Here is a 14,446-nt window from a genome sequence, read left to right as displayed (position 1 = left end):
CCCGTCAGACCGCCCGCAGTCCGGGGTCCCCGGCCACGGTCACGAAGGACGCGGCGGTGGCCAGGGCGGCGCCCGGGGCGGTCACGGAGTCGACGGTCTTGAAGTCGGCCCGCGCCTCCTCGGAGTCCAGCCGGACGGTCACATAGCCGCGCCGGCCGTCGTAGAACCGCAGGTGCGGGTTGGCGTCCATGAGCGCCTGCCAGTTGCGCGGGCGCGGGGAGCCGTTGCGGCCGCTGGTGAGCGAGCTGGTGACCAGCTCGGTGCCGATGGTGCGCGAGGTGGGCTCGTCCCAGTCCGCCTTGATGTCCATCGCGTTGTGGACGTGCACGTCGCCGGTGAGCACCATCAGGTTCCGGACGCCGGCGGCGCTCGCCCCGGCCAGCACGCGCTCCCGGCAGTCCGGGTAGCCGTCCCAGGCGTCCATGCTGAGCGGGGACGCGGCGGTGGCGGTGTTCCGCCGCCGGGAGAGCACGACCTGCTGCGGGACCACGTTCCACGTCGCGCGCGAGCCGCGGAAGCCGTCCAGCAGCCAGCGCTCCTGGGTCGCCCCCAGCATGGTGTGCGCCGGGTCCCGCACCTCCGGTCCCGGGACGTGCCAGCGGCCCCGGTGCGCCTGGTCGGTGCGGTACTGGCGGGTGTCGAGGATGTCGAACTGCGCCAGCCGTCCGTAGTGGAAGCGCCGGTAGAGGGTCATGTCCGGGCCCTGCGGGAGCTGCGGGAGGCGCAGCGGCTGGTTCTCCCAGTAGGCGCGGTAGGCGGCCGCCCGGCGGAGCAGGAACCCGTCCGCCGGGCTGCCGTTCTCGTCGGAGGCGCCCGCGTAGTTGTTCTCGGTCTCGTGGTCGTCCCAGGTGACGAACCAGGGGAAGGCGGCGTGCGCGGCCTGCAGGTCGGGATCGGACCGGTAGAGGGCGTAGCGCAGGCGGTAGTCCTCCAGCGTGACCGTCTCCTTGTTGAACCAGGACGGCAGGGTGCGGTCGGTGTACGCGCGGGCTCCGCCGGTGGGGCTGACGGCGTACTCGTAGAGGTAGTCGCCCAGATGGAAGACGGCGTCGACGTCCTCGTGGGCGAGGTGGCCGAGCGCGGTGAAGTAGCCGTCGTGGTAGGCCTGGCAGCTCACCGCGGCCAGCCGCATCTCGTTCGGGAGGGCGCCCTGCTCGGGGGCGGTGCGGGTCCGCCCCGGGGGGCTGATCCAGGGGCCCGTGCGGAAGCGGTAGTAGTAGACCCGGTCCGGTTCGAGGCCCTGGGCGTCGACGTGCACGGTGTGGTTGAACTCCGGGTGCGCCCAGGTGGCGCCGATGCGGACGAGTTGCAGGAACCGCTCGTCCCGGGCGATCTCCCACAGGACGAGCACGCGGGCGTCGGGCAGTCCGTTGCCCGGCGCCGGCTCGTACGGGCGCGGCGCGAGCCGGGTCCACAGCACGACCCCCGAGGGTGTGGGGTCACCCGACGCGACGCCCAGGGTGAACGGGTACTCGGCGATCATGCCGGGCAACGCCTCGGGCTTCTGGGCGGCTCCCGCCACCGGCATGTTCGTGCTGAACGCGAGGGCCGCGGCGGCCCCCGTGAGGGTCAGGAAGCGCCGGCGGTCGAAGTGCGCGGCGGCGGTGCGCAGCGCGCGGTCGTGGCGGCCGTGGGCCCGAGGATGCGTCACGTGTCCCTCCCTGGCGGCGGGTTGCGTGGCCCCGGTTGAGTGGCCAGGGGGAGCATATGTTGACGCGTGCACGACATTCGGAGGACGCGCCCACCAGCCCGCGGAACACCCCGTTCGGCCCATCGCGCGCTCGTCGCGCTGTTGACACCACGTCAGTTCCGCGACCTGGAACGGCCACCCTAACCGCCGCGCTCCAGCCCCGCGACACGAAGACCTCCGTTCGGGGAGCCACCCCCGAAGCGGCGGGGCGGGCGGCACGCCTTCACCAAGATCACCCCGATCGGTGACAGCGGACCGCGCCGGTCACGCCTCCGGGGGACTCGCACGGCGGCGGGCGCGGCGGAGGGGGCGGGGCGGCGGTGACACGTCGCGCACGCCCTGCCCCCGGAGCAGCGCCCCGCACCCGGCGACGCGCCCGCACCCGTTCCCGCCCGCACGCGGCGGCGCTACGCGGCCCCGTGAGCCGGGGCGATGTCCTCGATGCGGCGGGCCAGGCCGAAGTCCCGTTCCGTGAGCCGGCCGCCCGCCGCGTGCGTGGTGACGGTGACGACCACCGTCTGATACCCCAGCAGCAGGTCGCTGTGGTGGTTCAGCTCGTCCTGGATCTGCGCGATGTGCACCACGAAGACCGCCGCCGGGATGTGCGGCAGCCGGTAGGTGCGCCGCAGGCTCGCGCCCTCCTCGGTGAGGGACCAGCCGGGCAGCTCGGCGAGGCGGTCCTCGATCTCCTTGTGCGACAGGGGCTCGGCGTAGGGTGGCATGGTTTCATCCTGACACCGCATACCCTGCGGAGCCATGACTGAGATGGCGGGAAAGGGAACGGACGCGGCGCTCCGGGTCGCGGTGGTCACCGGGGCGGGGAGCGGCGTCGGGCGGGCCGTGGCGCGCGAACTGGTGGCCCAGGGCTGGGCCGTGGCCCTGGCCGGCCGGCGGGAGGAGGCGCTGCGCGCCACCGCCGAGGGACTGCCGCACGAGGCGGTGGCGGTCATCCCGACGGACGTCACCCGCCCGCTGTCGGTGGACGCGCTGTTCGCCTCCGTGACCGGCCGCTTCGGGCGCGTCGACCTGCTGTTCAACAACGCGGGGACGGGCGCTCCGGCCGTTCCCCTGGACGAGTTGACGTACGAGCAGTGGCGTGCCGTCGTCGACGTCAACCTCACCGGGGCGTTCCTGTGCGCGCAGGCCGCCTTCCGGGCGATGCGCGCCCAGCGTCCGCAGGGCGGACGGATCATCAACAACGGGTCGGTCTCCGCGCACGCGCCGCGGCCGCTGAGCGCGCCGTACACGGCGACCAAGCACGCCGTCACCGGGCTGACCAAGTCCCTGTCGCTGGACGGCCGTCCGTACCGGATCGCCTGCGGCCAGATCGACATCGGCAACGCGGCCACGGAGATGACGGAGCGGATGGCGGCCGGGACCCTGCAGGCGGACGGCCGGCTGACGACCGAACCACGGATGGACGTCGCCGACGCGGCCCGCACCGTCGCCCACATGGCCTCGCTGCCGCTGGAGGCGAATGTGCAGTTCGTGACGGTGATGGCGACGACGATGCCGTACATCGGCCGCGGCTGAGGGGACGGCCCTGGAGTGCTGCCCGGGAGCACGGCACGGGCCTCGGCCACCCCACAGGTGCGGCCGGATTCGACCATGTAAACCCGGAAATGGTCAAGTCCGAAATACGTCCCATAGGACTGCTCCTGTCGCGTTACGTTGCGGCATGCTCTCCACGCACCACCACGACGTATGGTCACAAGCGCCCGCAGAGGAAGCGGGGTCCGATGCCGGGACCCCGGAGCCGAAGACCGGGGCGCCGGCGCTGCCCGGCCCCGTGTTCGTCGACTCCAGCGGAAGGCGGGCCCGCGCCGTACGCAGGGCCGGCTGGCTGGTGGGCGCCGCATGCTCCGTCTACACGGCGGCGCTGGCGCTCAGCGTCTCCGGCACGACGCCGATCGCGCCGAAGACGCTGCTGCCGCTGCCCGGGGTGCCGAGCACAGCTCCGGACGACGCGGGCTCCGCGGGCACGGGGGAACTCGACGAACCGGCCGAGCAGGCCGCACCCCCCGTGACCGGGGACTCGCGTGAGGCGGGGGCCGTCGCCGCGCCGACCCCCTCCGGCAGCACCGGCCTCGCGCCCTCCCCGCGCCCCAGCGCCTCCCCGGCCCAGCGCCCGGCCGAGGACGGCGGCGCCCCCGACGCCCCGCGGGCGACCGCGACCGCCGCCGCGACACCGGCTCCGACCCCGACCCCGACCCCGACCGCCGACGCGACCACGCCCGGACCCACACCGTCCGGCTCCCCGCCGGCGCAGCCCGGCGGTTCCCCGTCCCCCGCGCCGGAGTCCTCGGACGCCCCCGTCGACCAGCAGCCGCAGGGCGGGCGGTGACCGCGCTGCGCCCCCGCCTGGTCGTCCCCCTGCTCGTCCTCGTGATGCTCGGGTGCGTGCTGCTGCTCGGCGGCTACGTACGCGGCGACTTCGAGGCCGACCACCGGGTGCACCCCCCGGTCGCGGCGCAGAAGGTGCCGCGGGCGGTGCTCGAGGGCGGCCCGGTGGTCGACGCCACCGGCGAGCGGCCACGCTCGTACCGCACCCCGGACCGCACCGTCGCCCTCACCTTCGACGACGGGCCCGACCCCGTGTGGACGCCGAAGGTGCTCGACGCACTCGGGCGGCACCATGTGCGCGCCACCTTCTTCGTGACCGGGGGCATGGCCGCCCGGCACCCGGGGCTGATCCGGCGGATGGTCGCCGAGGGCCATGAGATCGGGGTGCACACCTTCTCCCACCCCGACCTGGTGTACCAGTCGCCGGAGCGGATCGACCGGGAACTGTCCCAGACCCAGCTGGCGCTCGCGGGGGCCGCCGGCATCCACACCTCTCTGTTCCGCCCGCCGTACTCCTCGACCGCCGACGCGCTGGACGACCTGTCCTGGCCGGTCGTCCAGCGCGTCGGCGGGCAGGGATACGTGACCGCCTTCATCGACCGCGACGCCGAGGACTGGCGGCGGCCGGGCGTCCCCGCCATCGTCGACGCGTCCTTACCGGCGAAGGCGGGCCGGGGCGCGATCGTCCTCCTGCACGACTCCGGCGGCGACCGCTCGCAGACCGTGGCGGCCCTGGACCGGCTGATCCCGCTGCTCAAGGAGCGCGGCTACCGCTTCGACACGGTGGGCGGTGCGGTGGGCGCCAGCTCCACCCACACCAGGGTCGGCGGGGCGGAGCTGTGGAAGGGCCGGGTCTTCGTCGCCGCGGTGGAGGTCTCCGAGGCCGCGGTCCCGGCACTCGCCGTCCTCCTCGCCGGGGTCGGCCTGCTCGTGCTGGCCCGGTTCGCCGCCATGCTGGTCCTGGCGCGCCGGCACGCGCGGCAGCGCCGGGCGCCCGGCTTCACCTGGGGGCCCGCGGTCACCGAGCCGGTGAGCGTCATCGTGCCCGCGTACAACGAGAAGGAGTGCATCGCCCACACCGTGCGCTCCCTCGCCGCGAGCGACCACCCCGTGGAGATCGTGGTCGTCGACGACGGCTCGAGCGACGGCACCGCCGACCTGGTCGAGGCCCTGGACCTGCCCGGCGTCACCCTCGTGCGGCAGCCCAACAGGGGCAAGAGCGCGGCCCTCGACAACGGTGTGGCGCACGCCCGGCACGACCTGATCGTGATGATGGACGGGGACACGGTCTTCGAGCCGGGCACCGTGCGCGAACTCGTGCAGCCCTTCGCCGACCCGCGGGTCGGCGCGGTCGCGGGCAACGCCAAGGTCGGCAACCGCGGCCGCATGATCGGCCGCTGGCAGCACATCGAGTACGTGATGGGCTTCAACCTCGACCGCCGCATGTACGACGTGCTGCGCTGCATGCCCACCATCCCCGGCGCCTGCGGCGCCTTCCGGCGGGACGCGCTGCGCGACGTGGGCGGCATGAGCGACGACACCCACGCCGAGGACACGGACGTCACGATGGCCCTGCACCGGGCCGGGTGGCATGTGGTCTACGCCGAGCGCGCCCGCGCCTGGACCGAGGCGCCGTCCTCCGTGCGCCAGCTGTGGAAGCAGCGGTACCGCTGGAGCTACGGCACCATGCAGGCGATGTGGAAGCACCGCGGCGCCGTCCTGGACCGCGGGCACTCCGGCCGCTTCGGCCGGGTCGGGCTGCCGCTGGTCGTCCTCTTCCAGGTGCTCGCGCCCCTGCTGGCGCCGCTCATCGACGTGTTCGCGGTCTACGGGCTGCTCTTCCTGGACCCCTGGCGCACCGCGTTCGCGTGGGCGGGGGTGCTCGCCGTGCAGGCCGCGTGCGCGGCCTACGCCTTCCGGCTGGACGGCGAGCCGCTGCGGGACCTGTGGCCGCTGCCGCTCCAGCAGGTGCTGTACCGGCAGTTGATGTATCTGGTGCTGCTGCAGTCGTGCGTGACGGCCGCGGGCGGCGGCCGGCTGGGCTGGCACAAACTGCGGCGCACCGGCGAGGTCGGTGCACCGGCCGTGGGCAGCCGCAGCGGCAGTGCCGCGGGCCGCGTCTGAACACCCGTACCCACCCGAGGAGGCGACCCATGCCCGAGGCACGCGAGGCCGGAACGCGCGAGGGCGCGGGCCGCCGCGACTCCGCGGCCCCGCCCCGGTCCGCGCACGGCGCCGGAACGCGCGTACCGGGTCCGCGGAACCCCGCCGCCGCCTCCGTCAGCGGGGGCGGGAGCGGCGGCCGGGACGGCTACCTCGACCTGCTGCGCGCCCTCGCCCTGGTGCGGGTGGTCGCCTACCACACCTTCGGCTGGGCCTGGCTGACCCTGCTCTTCCCTTCCATCGGCATCATGTTCGCCCTGGCCGGGTCCCTGGTGGCGCACTCCCTGCGCCGGCCCGCGCCGTCCGTGCTCCGCGGCCGGCTGCGGCGGCTGCTGGCGCCCTTCTGGCTGTTCGCCGCGGCCGTGACCGCCTCGATGCTGCTCCACGGCTGGCGCCCGCACTCGTGGCTCCGGATGCCGCTGTGGATCCTGCCGCTGGCCGACCCGCCCGGCGCCGCCTGGGCCGAGCAGATCATCGCCCCGCTCTGGTACATCCGCACCTATCTGTGGCTGGTGCTGCTCTCCCCCTGGCTGCTGAGGGCCTTCCGGGCGGCACCGCGGTCCTGCCTGGCGGCGTGCGGCGCGCTGGTCCTCCTCGCCCAGTACGACCGGCTGCCGCTCACCGAGCCGGCCCTCACGCCGATGGTCGACCTCGTCACCTTCGCGGCGTGCTGGCTGCTCGGCTTCGCGCACCGCGACGGCCTGCTGGACGCCCTGCGGGCCCGCACAGTGGTCGCCGCGGCTGCGCTCTGCCTCGCCGCGGGCGGCTGGTTCGCGTACACCCACCCCACCGAGGAGGGCATCGACCTCGGCGAGATCCCGCTGGCCCAGGCCCTGTGGTCGGCCGGTTTCGTCCTCCTGCTGCTGCGCTTCCGACCGCGCCGGATGCGGCGGGCGCCCGGCGCCAACGCGGCGGTGGGGCTGCTCAACGCCCGTGCCGTCACCGTCTACCTGTGGCACGAGGTCGCGCTCCTCGCCAGCGTCCCGCTGATCGACCTGATGTGGGACGTGCCCTTCTTCGAGGCCCACCTCCCGCTGGATGCGACCTGGTTCCAGTTCCTCGCCGTCTGGCCGCTCATCGGCGCGGCCGTCGTGCTGACCGGCTGGAGCGAGGACCTCGCCGCGCGCCGTCGGCCGCGCCTGTGGCCGGCGGGCCAGGGGCGGCACGGGGGCCCCGCCGAGGCCCCCAGCCGGGCGGCGCCGGGCGGCCCGGTTCGGTCTCGGTCTCCGCTCAGTCCTCCGCGACCGCCCGATAGACCTGCCTGAAGCCAGCAACTCGGGGCGTTCCCGTCCGGAGAGGGCGAGCGTCTCGTCGAGAGTGGACGCGATCGTCGCTCCCGCGAGCGATGCGTCGGCGGCGCGGTCGGCCCGCCCGGCGCTGGGCTCGTGCTGGTGGCACACGGTTCACGGCGGCGGCTCCAGGAGACCGGAGGGCCGCTGCCCCGTGAGCCCCCCGACTGCGCGGACAGCCCAGGCGAGAGTCACGAGGAAGCGGCAGCCGCCTCCCGGGCCTTGCCGGGCCGTAGTTCCAGTACGCCCAGGGTCAGCAACAGCGCGGATACCGCGCTCAGTACCCCGCCTGCGACGTCGGGGAGGTAGTGCACCCCCAGGTACATCCGGGCAAACGCCACCCCGGCCGTCAGCAGCACCCCGAGTACCGCCACAAGTGCTCGGGCACGCCCGCGCACCACGAGGATCAGGGCGAGCGCGAGGGCCGCGGCGATCGTCGTGTGCCCGCTGGGGAAGCTGTCCGCGTTGTCCGGAGCTTCGATCCACAACCGGGCCGGTGGCCGGTGCTCGCCCACCGTCACCTTCGCCACGAGAGTCAGGGTCAGCGCGCCGGCGAAGGCGAGCAGCACCCGCACCGCGTCGCGCCGCCGACGCAGTACCCACAGCACCAGGGGAATCAGCAGTGCGAGCGCCACCCCGACCGAAGTCTGCGACACGTCCGTCGCTGCTTTGGCGAGCCATGTCAATGCGCTATTGCGCCGTTCAGCGAGTTCCTCGTCGAAGGCTATGTCCCACCGTGTCAACGCGGCCGTCTTCGCGACCGCCCCCAGCCCGAACAGCGCCACCAGCACCGCCAGGCCGCCAGCCAGTTTTCTTCCACCCGAGACCACGTCGCGTCCTTCCATCGGGCGACGTATGACCGCCGCCGTACAAGCCGTTCTTGAGCGAGCTCCGGTACCCCGCACAGGGGCACCGCTCACCGGTCCACGAAACCTCAGCGCATCAAACGGGCGTTCCGGCTTTCTGCCGACGCGTACTGCGCGCATCGACACCTGAAAGGCCCCGGACGGCGATGAAGACCTTCTCATGGGCTGCCAGTGAGACCCGGCCGCCCAACACTGCCTCGGGTTCGCGCTCGAAGCGGGTCAGAAGCCGCCGATAAATGCCCGCCATGGCAGCCACGCACGCCCCGCTACGCCGGTCGAGCATGGGCAGAAGACGAAAACCCTCCTCGTACAGGGCACGCGCTCGGCGGGCTTCGAAGCGGACGAGCCCTGCGAAGTCAGCATCGTGAGGCAGTTCGGAACTGCGGAAACCCGCTTCGCATCCGAATTTCCGCAGGTCCTCAGCAGGCAGGTACGTACGTCCCACACCCGCGTCTTCGCGCACGTCTCGGAGGACGTTCGTCAGCTGAAGCGCAAGTCCCAAGGTGTCGGCGTACTCGACTGCGCGTTCCGAGCCGGGTGCGCCGGGTACGGTTCCGAATATACCGAGCGAGAGACGCCCCACGACTCCCGCGACGCGTTGGCAGTAGAGCTTGAGGTCGTCCCAGGTCTCGTAAGTGACACCCCGGACATCCATGAGTACGCCGTCGATCAATTCTTCGAGACCGCTGAGAGGAATCGGGAAGCGCCGCGCGGCATCGGCGAGCGCCACCGCTATCGGATTGGCGTCGAGCTCCTCCACACCCCCGGCCTGGACCCGCTTGACGACAGCGCGTGCCGCCTCCAGCCGTGATTCCTTCGTCTCCCGCTCAAGGGAACCGTCACCAATGTCGTCCACCCGCCGGGAGAAAGCATACAGTGCGGCCATGGCACGCCGTTTATCTTGAGGCAGCAGCCTGATGCCGTATGAGAAATTCCGAGCCTCGTGTCCGGTGACCGCCTCGCAGTAACTGTAGGCCGCCAGCACCGGAGCGGAAATCGGCTGATCCGTCGCCATACTTCGCCCACCCCTTCCCATGTACTCGTCAGAAGTAATTTCCACGTACACGATAGGCGACTGTCGCTGCGACCGCCCTCACCCAACGCAGATCGAAAAGCGATTGAATCAAAAGTTTTACGTGCCTGCGTGGACCCTCCGCCTCGAAGAGACGCTCCACACCCGGCACGACCACGCCGGCTTCATCGTGGGGGAGGGACGACCGCTACGAGATCCCTGCTACAGGCGGCATCCGTCAGTCGAGGGCGCTTCCCCGTACCGGCCAAGCCCCGCAACCGTCCGACGCTGCTGCCGGTGCCTACGCGCCGGTGAGGTCAGCATCGAAACCGGCCCACAGGCATCACCGTGCCTGGGTCACCGGACGCCCGGGACGCCTCAAGGACCCACACCAAAGACGCGCCACCGATGGCCACCCTCCGCGAACTCGCGAGTGGGCCGGCCCACCTCGGGCCAGGGGCAAGCAGGGCGGCACGCTTGATCACTACGGTCACACCCCCCACACGCGCTCGACCTCATCACGCCCAACAGCGGAGAGCGCCCGCGTCCTGGGTGACGATCAGGCGTTCCAGCCGCCGTCCACGCGGATTTCTCCGCCTGTCGTGTAGGAGGCGTCGGGGCCGGCCAGGAAGGCGATCACCGCGGCCACCTCGTCCGGAGAGGCGTAGCGGTGATACGGCAGGAGTCCCAGGACGAACGTGCCGAGGTCGCTTTCCTGAGGGATGCCCATGTCGGTGTCCGAGGGACCAGGCAGGACCGTGTTGACAGTGATCTTGCGGGGTGCCAAATCGTGGGCCCACGACCGCGTGTAGGCGGCCACAGCGGCTTTCGTCGCGGCATAGTCGCCGAGACCCGCGGCGGCGCTCCGTTCCCCGTTGACGGAGCCCAGGTTGACGATGCGCCCGCCGTCAGGCATGTACTTGATCGCCTCCAGCGTGGCCGCCACCATGCCTCGCACGTTGACGGCCCACTGGCGCGTGATGTCGTCGAGCGACAGTGCGCCGATCGGGCCGGTGACGAAGACACCGGCATTGTTGACGAGTATGTCGATGCGGCCGAACCGTTCCGCGACACGGCCCACCATGCCGATGACCTCGTCCGGCTTCCCCTGATCGGCCTGGAAGGCCGCCGCTCGCACCCCGAGGCCCTTCAGCTCGTCGACCACGGCCTCAGCCTTGTCCTTCGCGTGCACGTAGGTGATGGCGACGTCCGCGCCTTCCCGTGCAAGCCGACGTGCCGCGGCTGCACCGAGGCCTCGGCTTCCGCCCGTCACCAACGCTGTCCTGCCCGCCAGTTTCTGCTCAGCCATCAACGCCCCTCTCCACATGGGCACACTCACCGATAGGGCATGCTCCCGCTTCAGGCCGATCTCCTGAGGCGCAATTTTCTCGGACTGAGTCTCATTTTTTATGAATGCAGTGTCAAATTTTGGGGCCACCATACGACCGCTGGTACCGTCGCAAAGATGACCGAGGTGACACAGCCCGAACGGGGGAGCAAGCGGCAGCGCACCCGTGAGCGCATCGTCCAAGCGGCCGCGACACTCTTCGCCGAACGCGGATTCGACGACGTGACTGTGGCGGAGATCACCTCTGCGGCAGGCGTGGCACGGAGCACGTTCTTCCGCTATTTCCCGGACAAGGCGAACGTGCTCTTCGCAGACGACGACGCCTCGCATGTCCTCCTCGCGAAAGCCGTGGCGGGAGCGGCCCGCACCAGGGCGCCGCTCGGGAATTCACTGATCGAAGCGCTACGAGCTGCACACTCCGCCTGCCTCGTCCTCGCCGACTCCAAGGCGATCCAGGCCTTGCGCTTCCCCATGCGCGAGCAGCTGATCGCAGAGACGCCGCAGCTCCAGGCCTGCAGCCTGGTCAAGGAACGCGAGTACACGGATGCGCTGGAGGCGGCACTGATCGAGCAGGGTGCCGAGCCACTCATCGCCCTGCAGGCCGCACACATCTCGACCGCGTGCTACAACGCCGGCTACACCGAGGCCTTCAAAACGCCCGACCTTCTGGCGTCAGCAGTCGACCGCGCCTTCAAGCGGCTCCTGAACGTCGGCTCGGCTCGGGACTGACGAACAAGCGGTATCCGGTGTTGCCGAGGTTACCGGAGGGCCGCTTGTCAGCGGCCCTCCGAAAGTGATGTCGAGGGTTTTGACGCCATCCCGACAGGCGGGAGGCTGCTCGACGCGCGGGGCGCCGGCGGCCACCCGGAAGGCGGTCCGAACGGCCGGGTCAGCCCGCGCGTACGCCTTCGATGAAGCGGCCGGTGACATCGGTGCGCTCCTCGGAGCCGAGGGGGCTCTGCCCGAAGTCGATGAACAGCTCGTGCACACCCGCCTCAGCCGCCGCCCGGGCGTAGTCGATGTACTGCTCCAGCGTCCCGGCCTGAGGGACCTGCTCCGGCTCGGCCTTCTCCTCCGTCAGCTCGGGGTTGACCCGCACCACCATGCGCAGGGCGGAAGGATCGCGCCCCGCGTCCTCCGCCTCGGCCAGGACGGTCGCCCACATGCCCGTGAGGTACGGGAGCGGCATGGCGACGGGCAGCCAGCCGTCGGCCCGCCGGCCGATCCTGCGCAGACCCGCCGGCGTGAACGCCGCGAGCAGTACCGGCGGGGCGGGACGCTGGTGGGGCTTGAGCCCGACGACGGTCTCCGGGATGGTGAACAGCGGGCCCTGATGGGAGAAGACGTCGTTCGCCCAGTAGCCCTGCAGGACGTCCAGCGTTTCGTCCAGCCGCCGTCCCCTGCCCTGCCACGGCACGCCCACCGCGGTGTACTCGTCGGGCATCCAGCCCAGGCCCAGCCCGACGTCCAGGCGTCCGCCGCTGAGGACGTCGAGGGTGGTCAGGGAACGGGCCAGCATCAGAGGCGGCTGCCACAGGCCATTGAGTGTGCTCGTGCCGAGACGGACCCGCTCGGTGTGCGCGGCGGCGAGCGTCAGGGACACCAGCGGGTCGAGGCTGTTCTCGTAGACCCTGGGCATCACCCCGTCGCCCGCCGGGTACGGGGCGCTGGGGGTCTCGGGGGCCAGGACGCGGTCGCCCGTCCACAGGGAGTCATATCCCAGCGCCTCGGCGGAGCGGCTGACGGCGACGATCCCTTCAGCGTTTGCGTCCGGGCCGAAGGTCGGCAGGGCCAGGCCTATGCGCATATCCAGTTCCTCTGATGAAAGGCGGCTCGCCGGATGCGACAGCACAGCCGCATCCGTTCTCAGGCCGATAGGTTTAGCTCATAACTCTTGCATGCGCATGTAAAAGTTATCGCAAGCGAGATCATGGTTCGGGTAAAATCCTCGACCCACCCGCCACGGAGGGCGGCGCGCCGCTCGTAGAGGCAGCCGGCGAGAGCGGGCATACCTACGGTCGGCGCATGGGGGTTCGTCAGCTGACGGACCCTTCGATGCATGGCCAGTGCCCCGCGAGGCGAAGGATGCGGCGGCGGCCGGTGATGACAAGTCCGGTGGCGGTGGGGACGCCGCGGCCCCGGCCGCATCAGCCCGGCGACCGGCTCTCCGGATCCGTCCCGACCCCGGCCGACCAACCCCTCGGACATCAGCGGCTCAAGCAACGCCCACTACTCGTCGGACATGTCAGTTGCGTACGGGCGTCCACCACCAGGACGCCAAAGACGCCCCCCGCGCGGCCGGTTGCGGCCGTGCGGGGGGGCGTCGGGATTGTCAGGCGAGGAACGGCACGGCGTACCCGGTGAGGGGTGCCAAGGCAGGATGCGATCCACACGCGGCGTTCGAGGGCGGAGAGGCGGCCTCGACCGCTTCGAGGTCGTTTCGCTGGTAGGCAAGGGCCGATCAGTCTGCCCCGCGTGCTGCACGTGCAGCCCCGAGGGTCCCGAGCGGGGCACAGGGCGGCTGCCATGTCGCCTTCCAGTCGGGCCCGAACGGTCAGGGGGGTCCGCCCAATCTCGGCCGAGGAGGCGCTGCTTCCGATGAAATCGCACTCTGCCCCGACCGAAATTCGCGGGGGCTCACGCCGTACGCCGTCTTGAAAACGCGGCTGAAGTGGGCCGCGCTGGCGAAACCCCACCGGTGGGCGATGGCCTCGATGGTCACGAACTGACGCACTGGCGAGGCCAGTTCTCTCCTGCACTCTTCGAGGCGTTGCGCCCTGATCCATTCACCGAGAGAAATTCCCGCGCGGGACAGGGTCAGGTAGAGCCAGCGTACGGAGACGTCGTGCTCAGCGGCGATACGGTCGGCGGTCAGGTCGGGGTCTGCCAGATGGAGGCGGACGTATTCCTGAACGCGCACGAGAAGTGTGTTGTTCAGAGGCGCTCTGGCCAGGTCGTCCCGGCCCAGGACCACGGTGACCACGGCCCTGATCAGGTCAACACCGGGCAGCGCGAGCAGGTCGGTCTCGGCTTCGCCGACTTCGGCTTGACGGGCCAGTCGACTGAAGAATGCTGCTGTGGCACCCACGACCGAGCGCTCCGAACTGAGTGGCACGGCAGTGATCTGGTCGAGCACGGAGGGTCGCAGCCCGAGGACACGCGTGGGAACACTCACGAGAACCGAATGCGTTGAGCCGTGGAAGGACACCTCATAGGGATGCATATTGTCGAGCACCGTGAGATCCCCGGCCCTTCGCTGTGCGCGCCTTCCCCCTTGGCGGACATCGGAGACCCCCGCCTGCTGGAGATTGACGAGAACGTGCGGCACCGCGTTTTCGTCCGACGGGTCAGGGGCGCACAGGAGACGGGCCACGTTCCAGCCGATCTCCGAGATTTTCACCGATCCCAGTGCGTTGGTGGTCGCATAGGCCTGCTGGCGATGCGGATTCGGCGGTAGGTCCACCTCGACGTGACCGTTGATGGACCAGGAAAATTCCCGGATCGCCGCCGCACGATCACGGGGAGCCATCGACGCGGCGTCGAGTCGAACGACCATGCGGGCTTCCTCCTGCACCGGTAGCGGAGCCAGCATTGGGGGCGGATTTCCCAACCGTACTGCGGTAGGCAATCTATGTGGTCACCGACGCTATGGTTTTGCTGAATTTTAAGCAAGCACTCCGGTGGTGCTCCCGTCGGACGAGAGTGGCGGTTGCACAGCCAGGGCTGTTGCAAGGT

At 71.1% G+C, this 14,446-nt stretch carries 12 protein-coding genes; 5 read left to right on the top strand and 7 right to left on the bottom strand.

What is annotated here, in order from left to right:
* Positions 1-4: 4 nt before the first annotated feature.
* Together ACRWND_RS25600 and ACRWND_RS25595 are read right to left on the bottom strand one after the other, a co-directional pair.
* On the bottom strand, positions 5-1,651 hold the full coding sequence (locus ACRWND_RS25600; RefSeq protein WP_431953353.1) for an alkaline phosphatase D family protein: 1,647 nt from the start codon (positions 1,649-1,651) through the stop codon (positions 5-7).
* Positions 1,652-2,097: 446 nt separating this feature from the next.
* On the bottom strand, positions 2,098-2,412 hold the full coding sequence (locus ACRWND_RS25595) for a 4a-hydroxytetrahydrobiopterin dehydratase (RefSeq protein WP_431953351.1): 315 nt from the start codon (positions 2,410-2,412) through the stop codon (positions 2,098-2,100).
* A gap of 34 nt (positions 2,413-2,446) precedes the next feature.
* Between ACRWND_RS25595 and ACRWND_RS25590 the strand changes: the two genes are divergently transcribed.
* From ACRWND_RS25590 to ACRWND_RS25575, 4 genes are all read left to right on the top strand, one after another.
* The gene (locus ACRWND_RS25590; RefSeq protein WP_431953349.1) at positions 2,447-3,223 is read left to right on the top strand and encodes an SDR family oxidoreductase; all 777 of its coding nucleotides are present in this window, start codon (positions 2,447-2,449) and stop codon (positions 3,221-3,223) included.
* 145 nt (positions 3,224-3,368) lie between these two features.
* Positions 3,369-4,034: a hypothetical protein gene (locus tag ACRWND_RS25585; RefSeq protein ID WP_431953347.1), complete on the top strand. Its 666-nt coding sequence runs from the start codon at positions 3,369-3,371 to the stop codon at positions 4,032-4,034.
* Positions 4,031-6,157 (top strand): bifunctional polysaccharide deacetylase/glycosyltransferase family 2 protein, encoded by a 2,127-nt coding sequence (locus tag ACRWND_RS25580; RefSeq protein WP_431953345.1) that lies wholly within the window; start codon positions 4,031-4,033, stop codon positions 6,155-6,157. Before ACRWND_RS25585 ends, ACRWND_RS25580 begins: the two co-directional genes overlap by 4 nt.
* 29 nt (positions 6,158-6,186) lie before the next feature.
* Entirely contained in the window at positions 6,187-7,461 is a 1,275-nt protein-coding gene (locus tag ACRWND_RS25575; protein ID WP_431953343.1) for an acyltransferase family protein, read from the top strand.
* Positions 7,462-7,676: 215 nt separating this feature from the next.
* Here the strand turns inward: ACRWND_RS25575 and ACRWND_RS25570 are convergent, their stop codons facing one another.
* The 3 genes from ACRWND_RS25570 to ACRWND_RS25560 all read right to left on the bottom strand — a co-directional run bounded on the left by ACRWND_RS25570 (position 7,677) and on the right by ACRWND_RS25560 (position 10,672).
* Positions 7,677-8,330: a phosphatase PAP2 family protein gene (locus ACRWND_RS25570; RefSeq protein WP_431953341.1), complete on the bottom strand. Its 654-nt coding sequence runs from the start codon at positions 8,328-8,330 to the stop codon at positions 7,677-7,679.
* A gap of 97 nt (positions 8,331-8,427) precedes the next feature.
* Positions 8,428-9,366, bottom strand: a complete 939-nt coding sequence (hpnD, locus tag ACRWND_RS25565) for a presqualene diphosphate synthase HpnD (protein ID WP_431953339.1) — start codon at positions 9,364-9,366, stop codon at positions 8,428-8,430.
* A gap of 556 nt (positions 9,367-9,922) precedes the next feature.
* Positions 9,923-10,672 (bottom strand): SDR family NAD(P)-dependent oxidoreductase, encoded by a 750-nt coding sequence (locus ACRWND_RS25560; RefSeq protein ID WP_431953377.1) that lies wholly within the window; start codon positions 10,670-10,672, stop codon positions 9,923-9,925.
* Between the two features lie 156 nt (positions 10,673-10,828).
* Between ACRWND_RS25560 and ACRWND_RS25555 the strand changes: the two genes are divergently transcribed.
* Complete coding sequence (locus tag ACRWND_RS25555; protein ID WP_431953337.1) at positions 10,829-11,440, top strand: TetR family transcriptional regulator; 612 nt, start codon at positions 10,829-10,831, stop codon at positions 11,438-11,440.
* Positions 11,441-11,600: 160 nt separating this feature from the next.
* Here the strand turns inward: ACRWND_RS25555 and ACRWND_RS25550 are convergent, their stop codons facing one another.
* Together ACRWND_RS25550 and ACRWND_RS25545 are read right to left on the bottom strand one after the other, a co-directional pair.
* Complete coding sequence (locus ACRWND_RS25550) at positions 11,601-12,518, bottom strand: TIGR03619 family F420-dependent LLM class oxidoreductase (protein WP_431953335.1); 918 nt, start codon at positions 12,516-12,518, stop codon at positions 11,601-11,603.
* Between the two features lie 747 nt (positions 12,519-13,265).
* Entirely contained in the window at positions 13,266-14,267 is a 1,002-nt protein-coding gene (locus ACRWND_RS25545; protein WP_431953333.1) for a helix-turn-helix domain-containing protein, read from the bottom strand.
* Positions 14,268-14,446: the final 179 nt, after the last annotated feature.

Origin of the sequence: Actinacidiphila sp. bgisy167, from assembly GCF_965342175.1 — a bacterium.
GTDB lineage: Bacteria > Actinomycetota > Actinomycetes > Streptomycetales > Streptomycetaceae > Actinacidiphila.
Note: the sequence above shows the minus strand (reverse complement) of the source record. Positions and strands in the feature narration are given on the sequence as shown.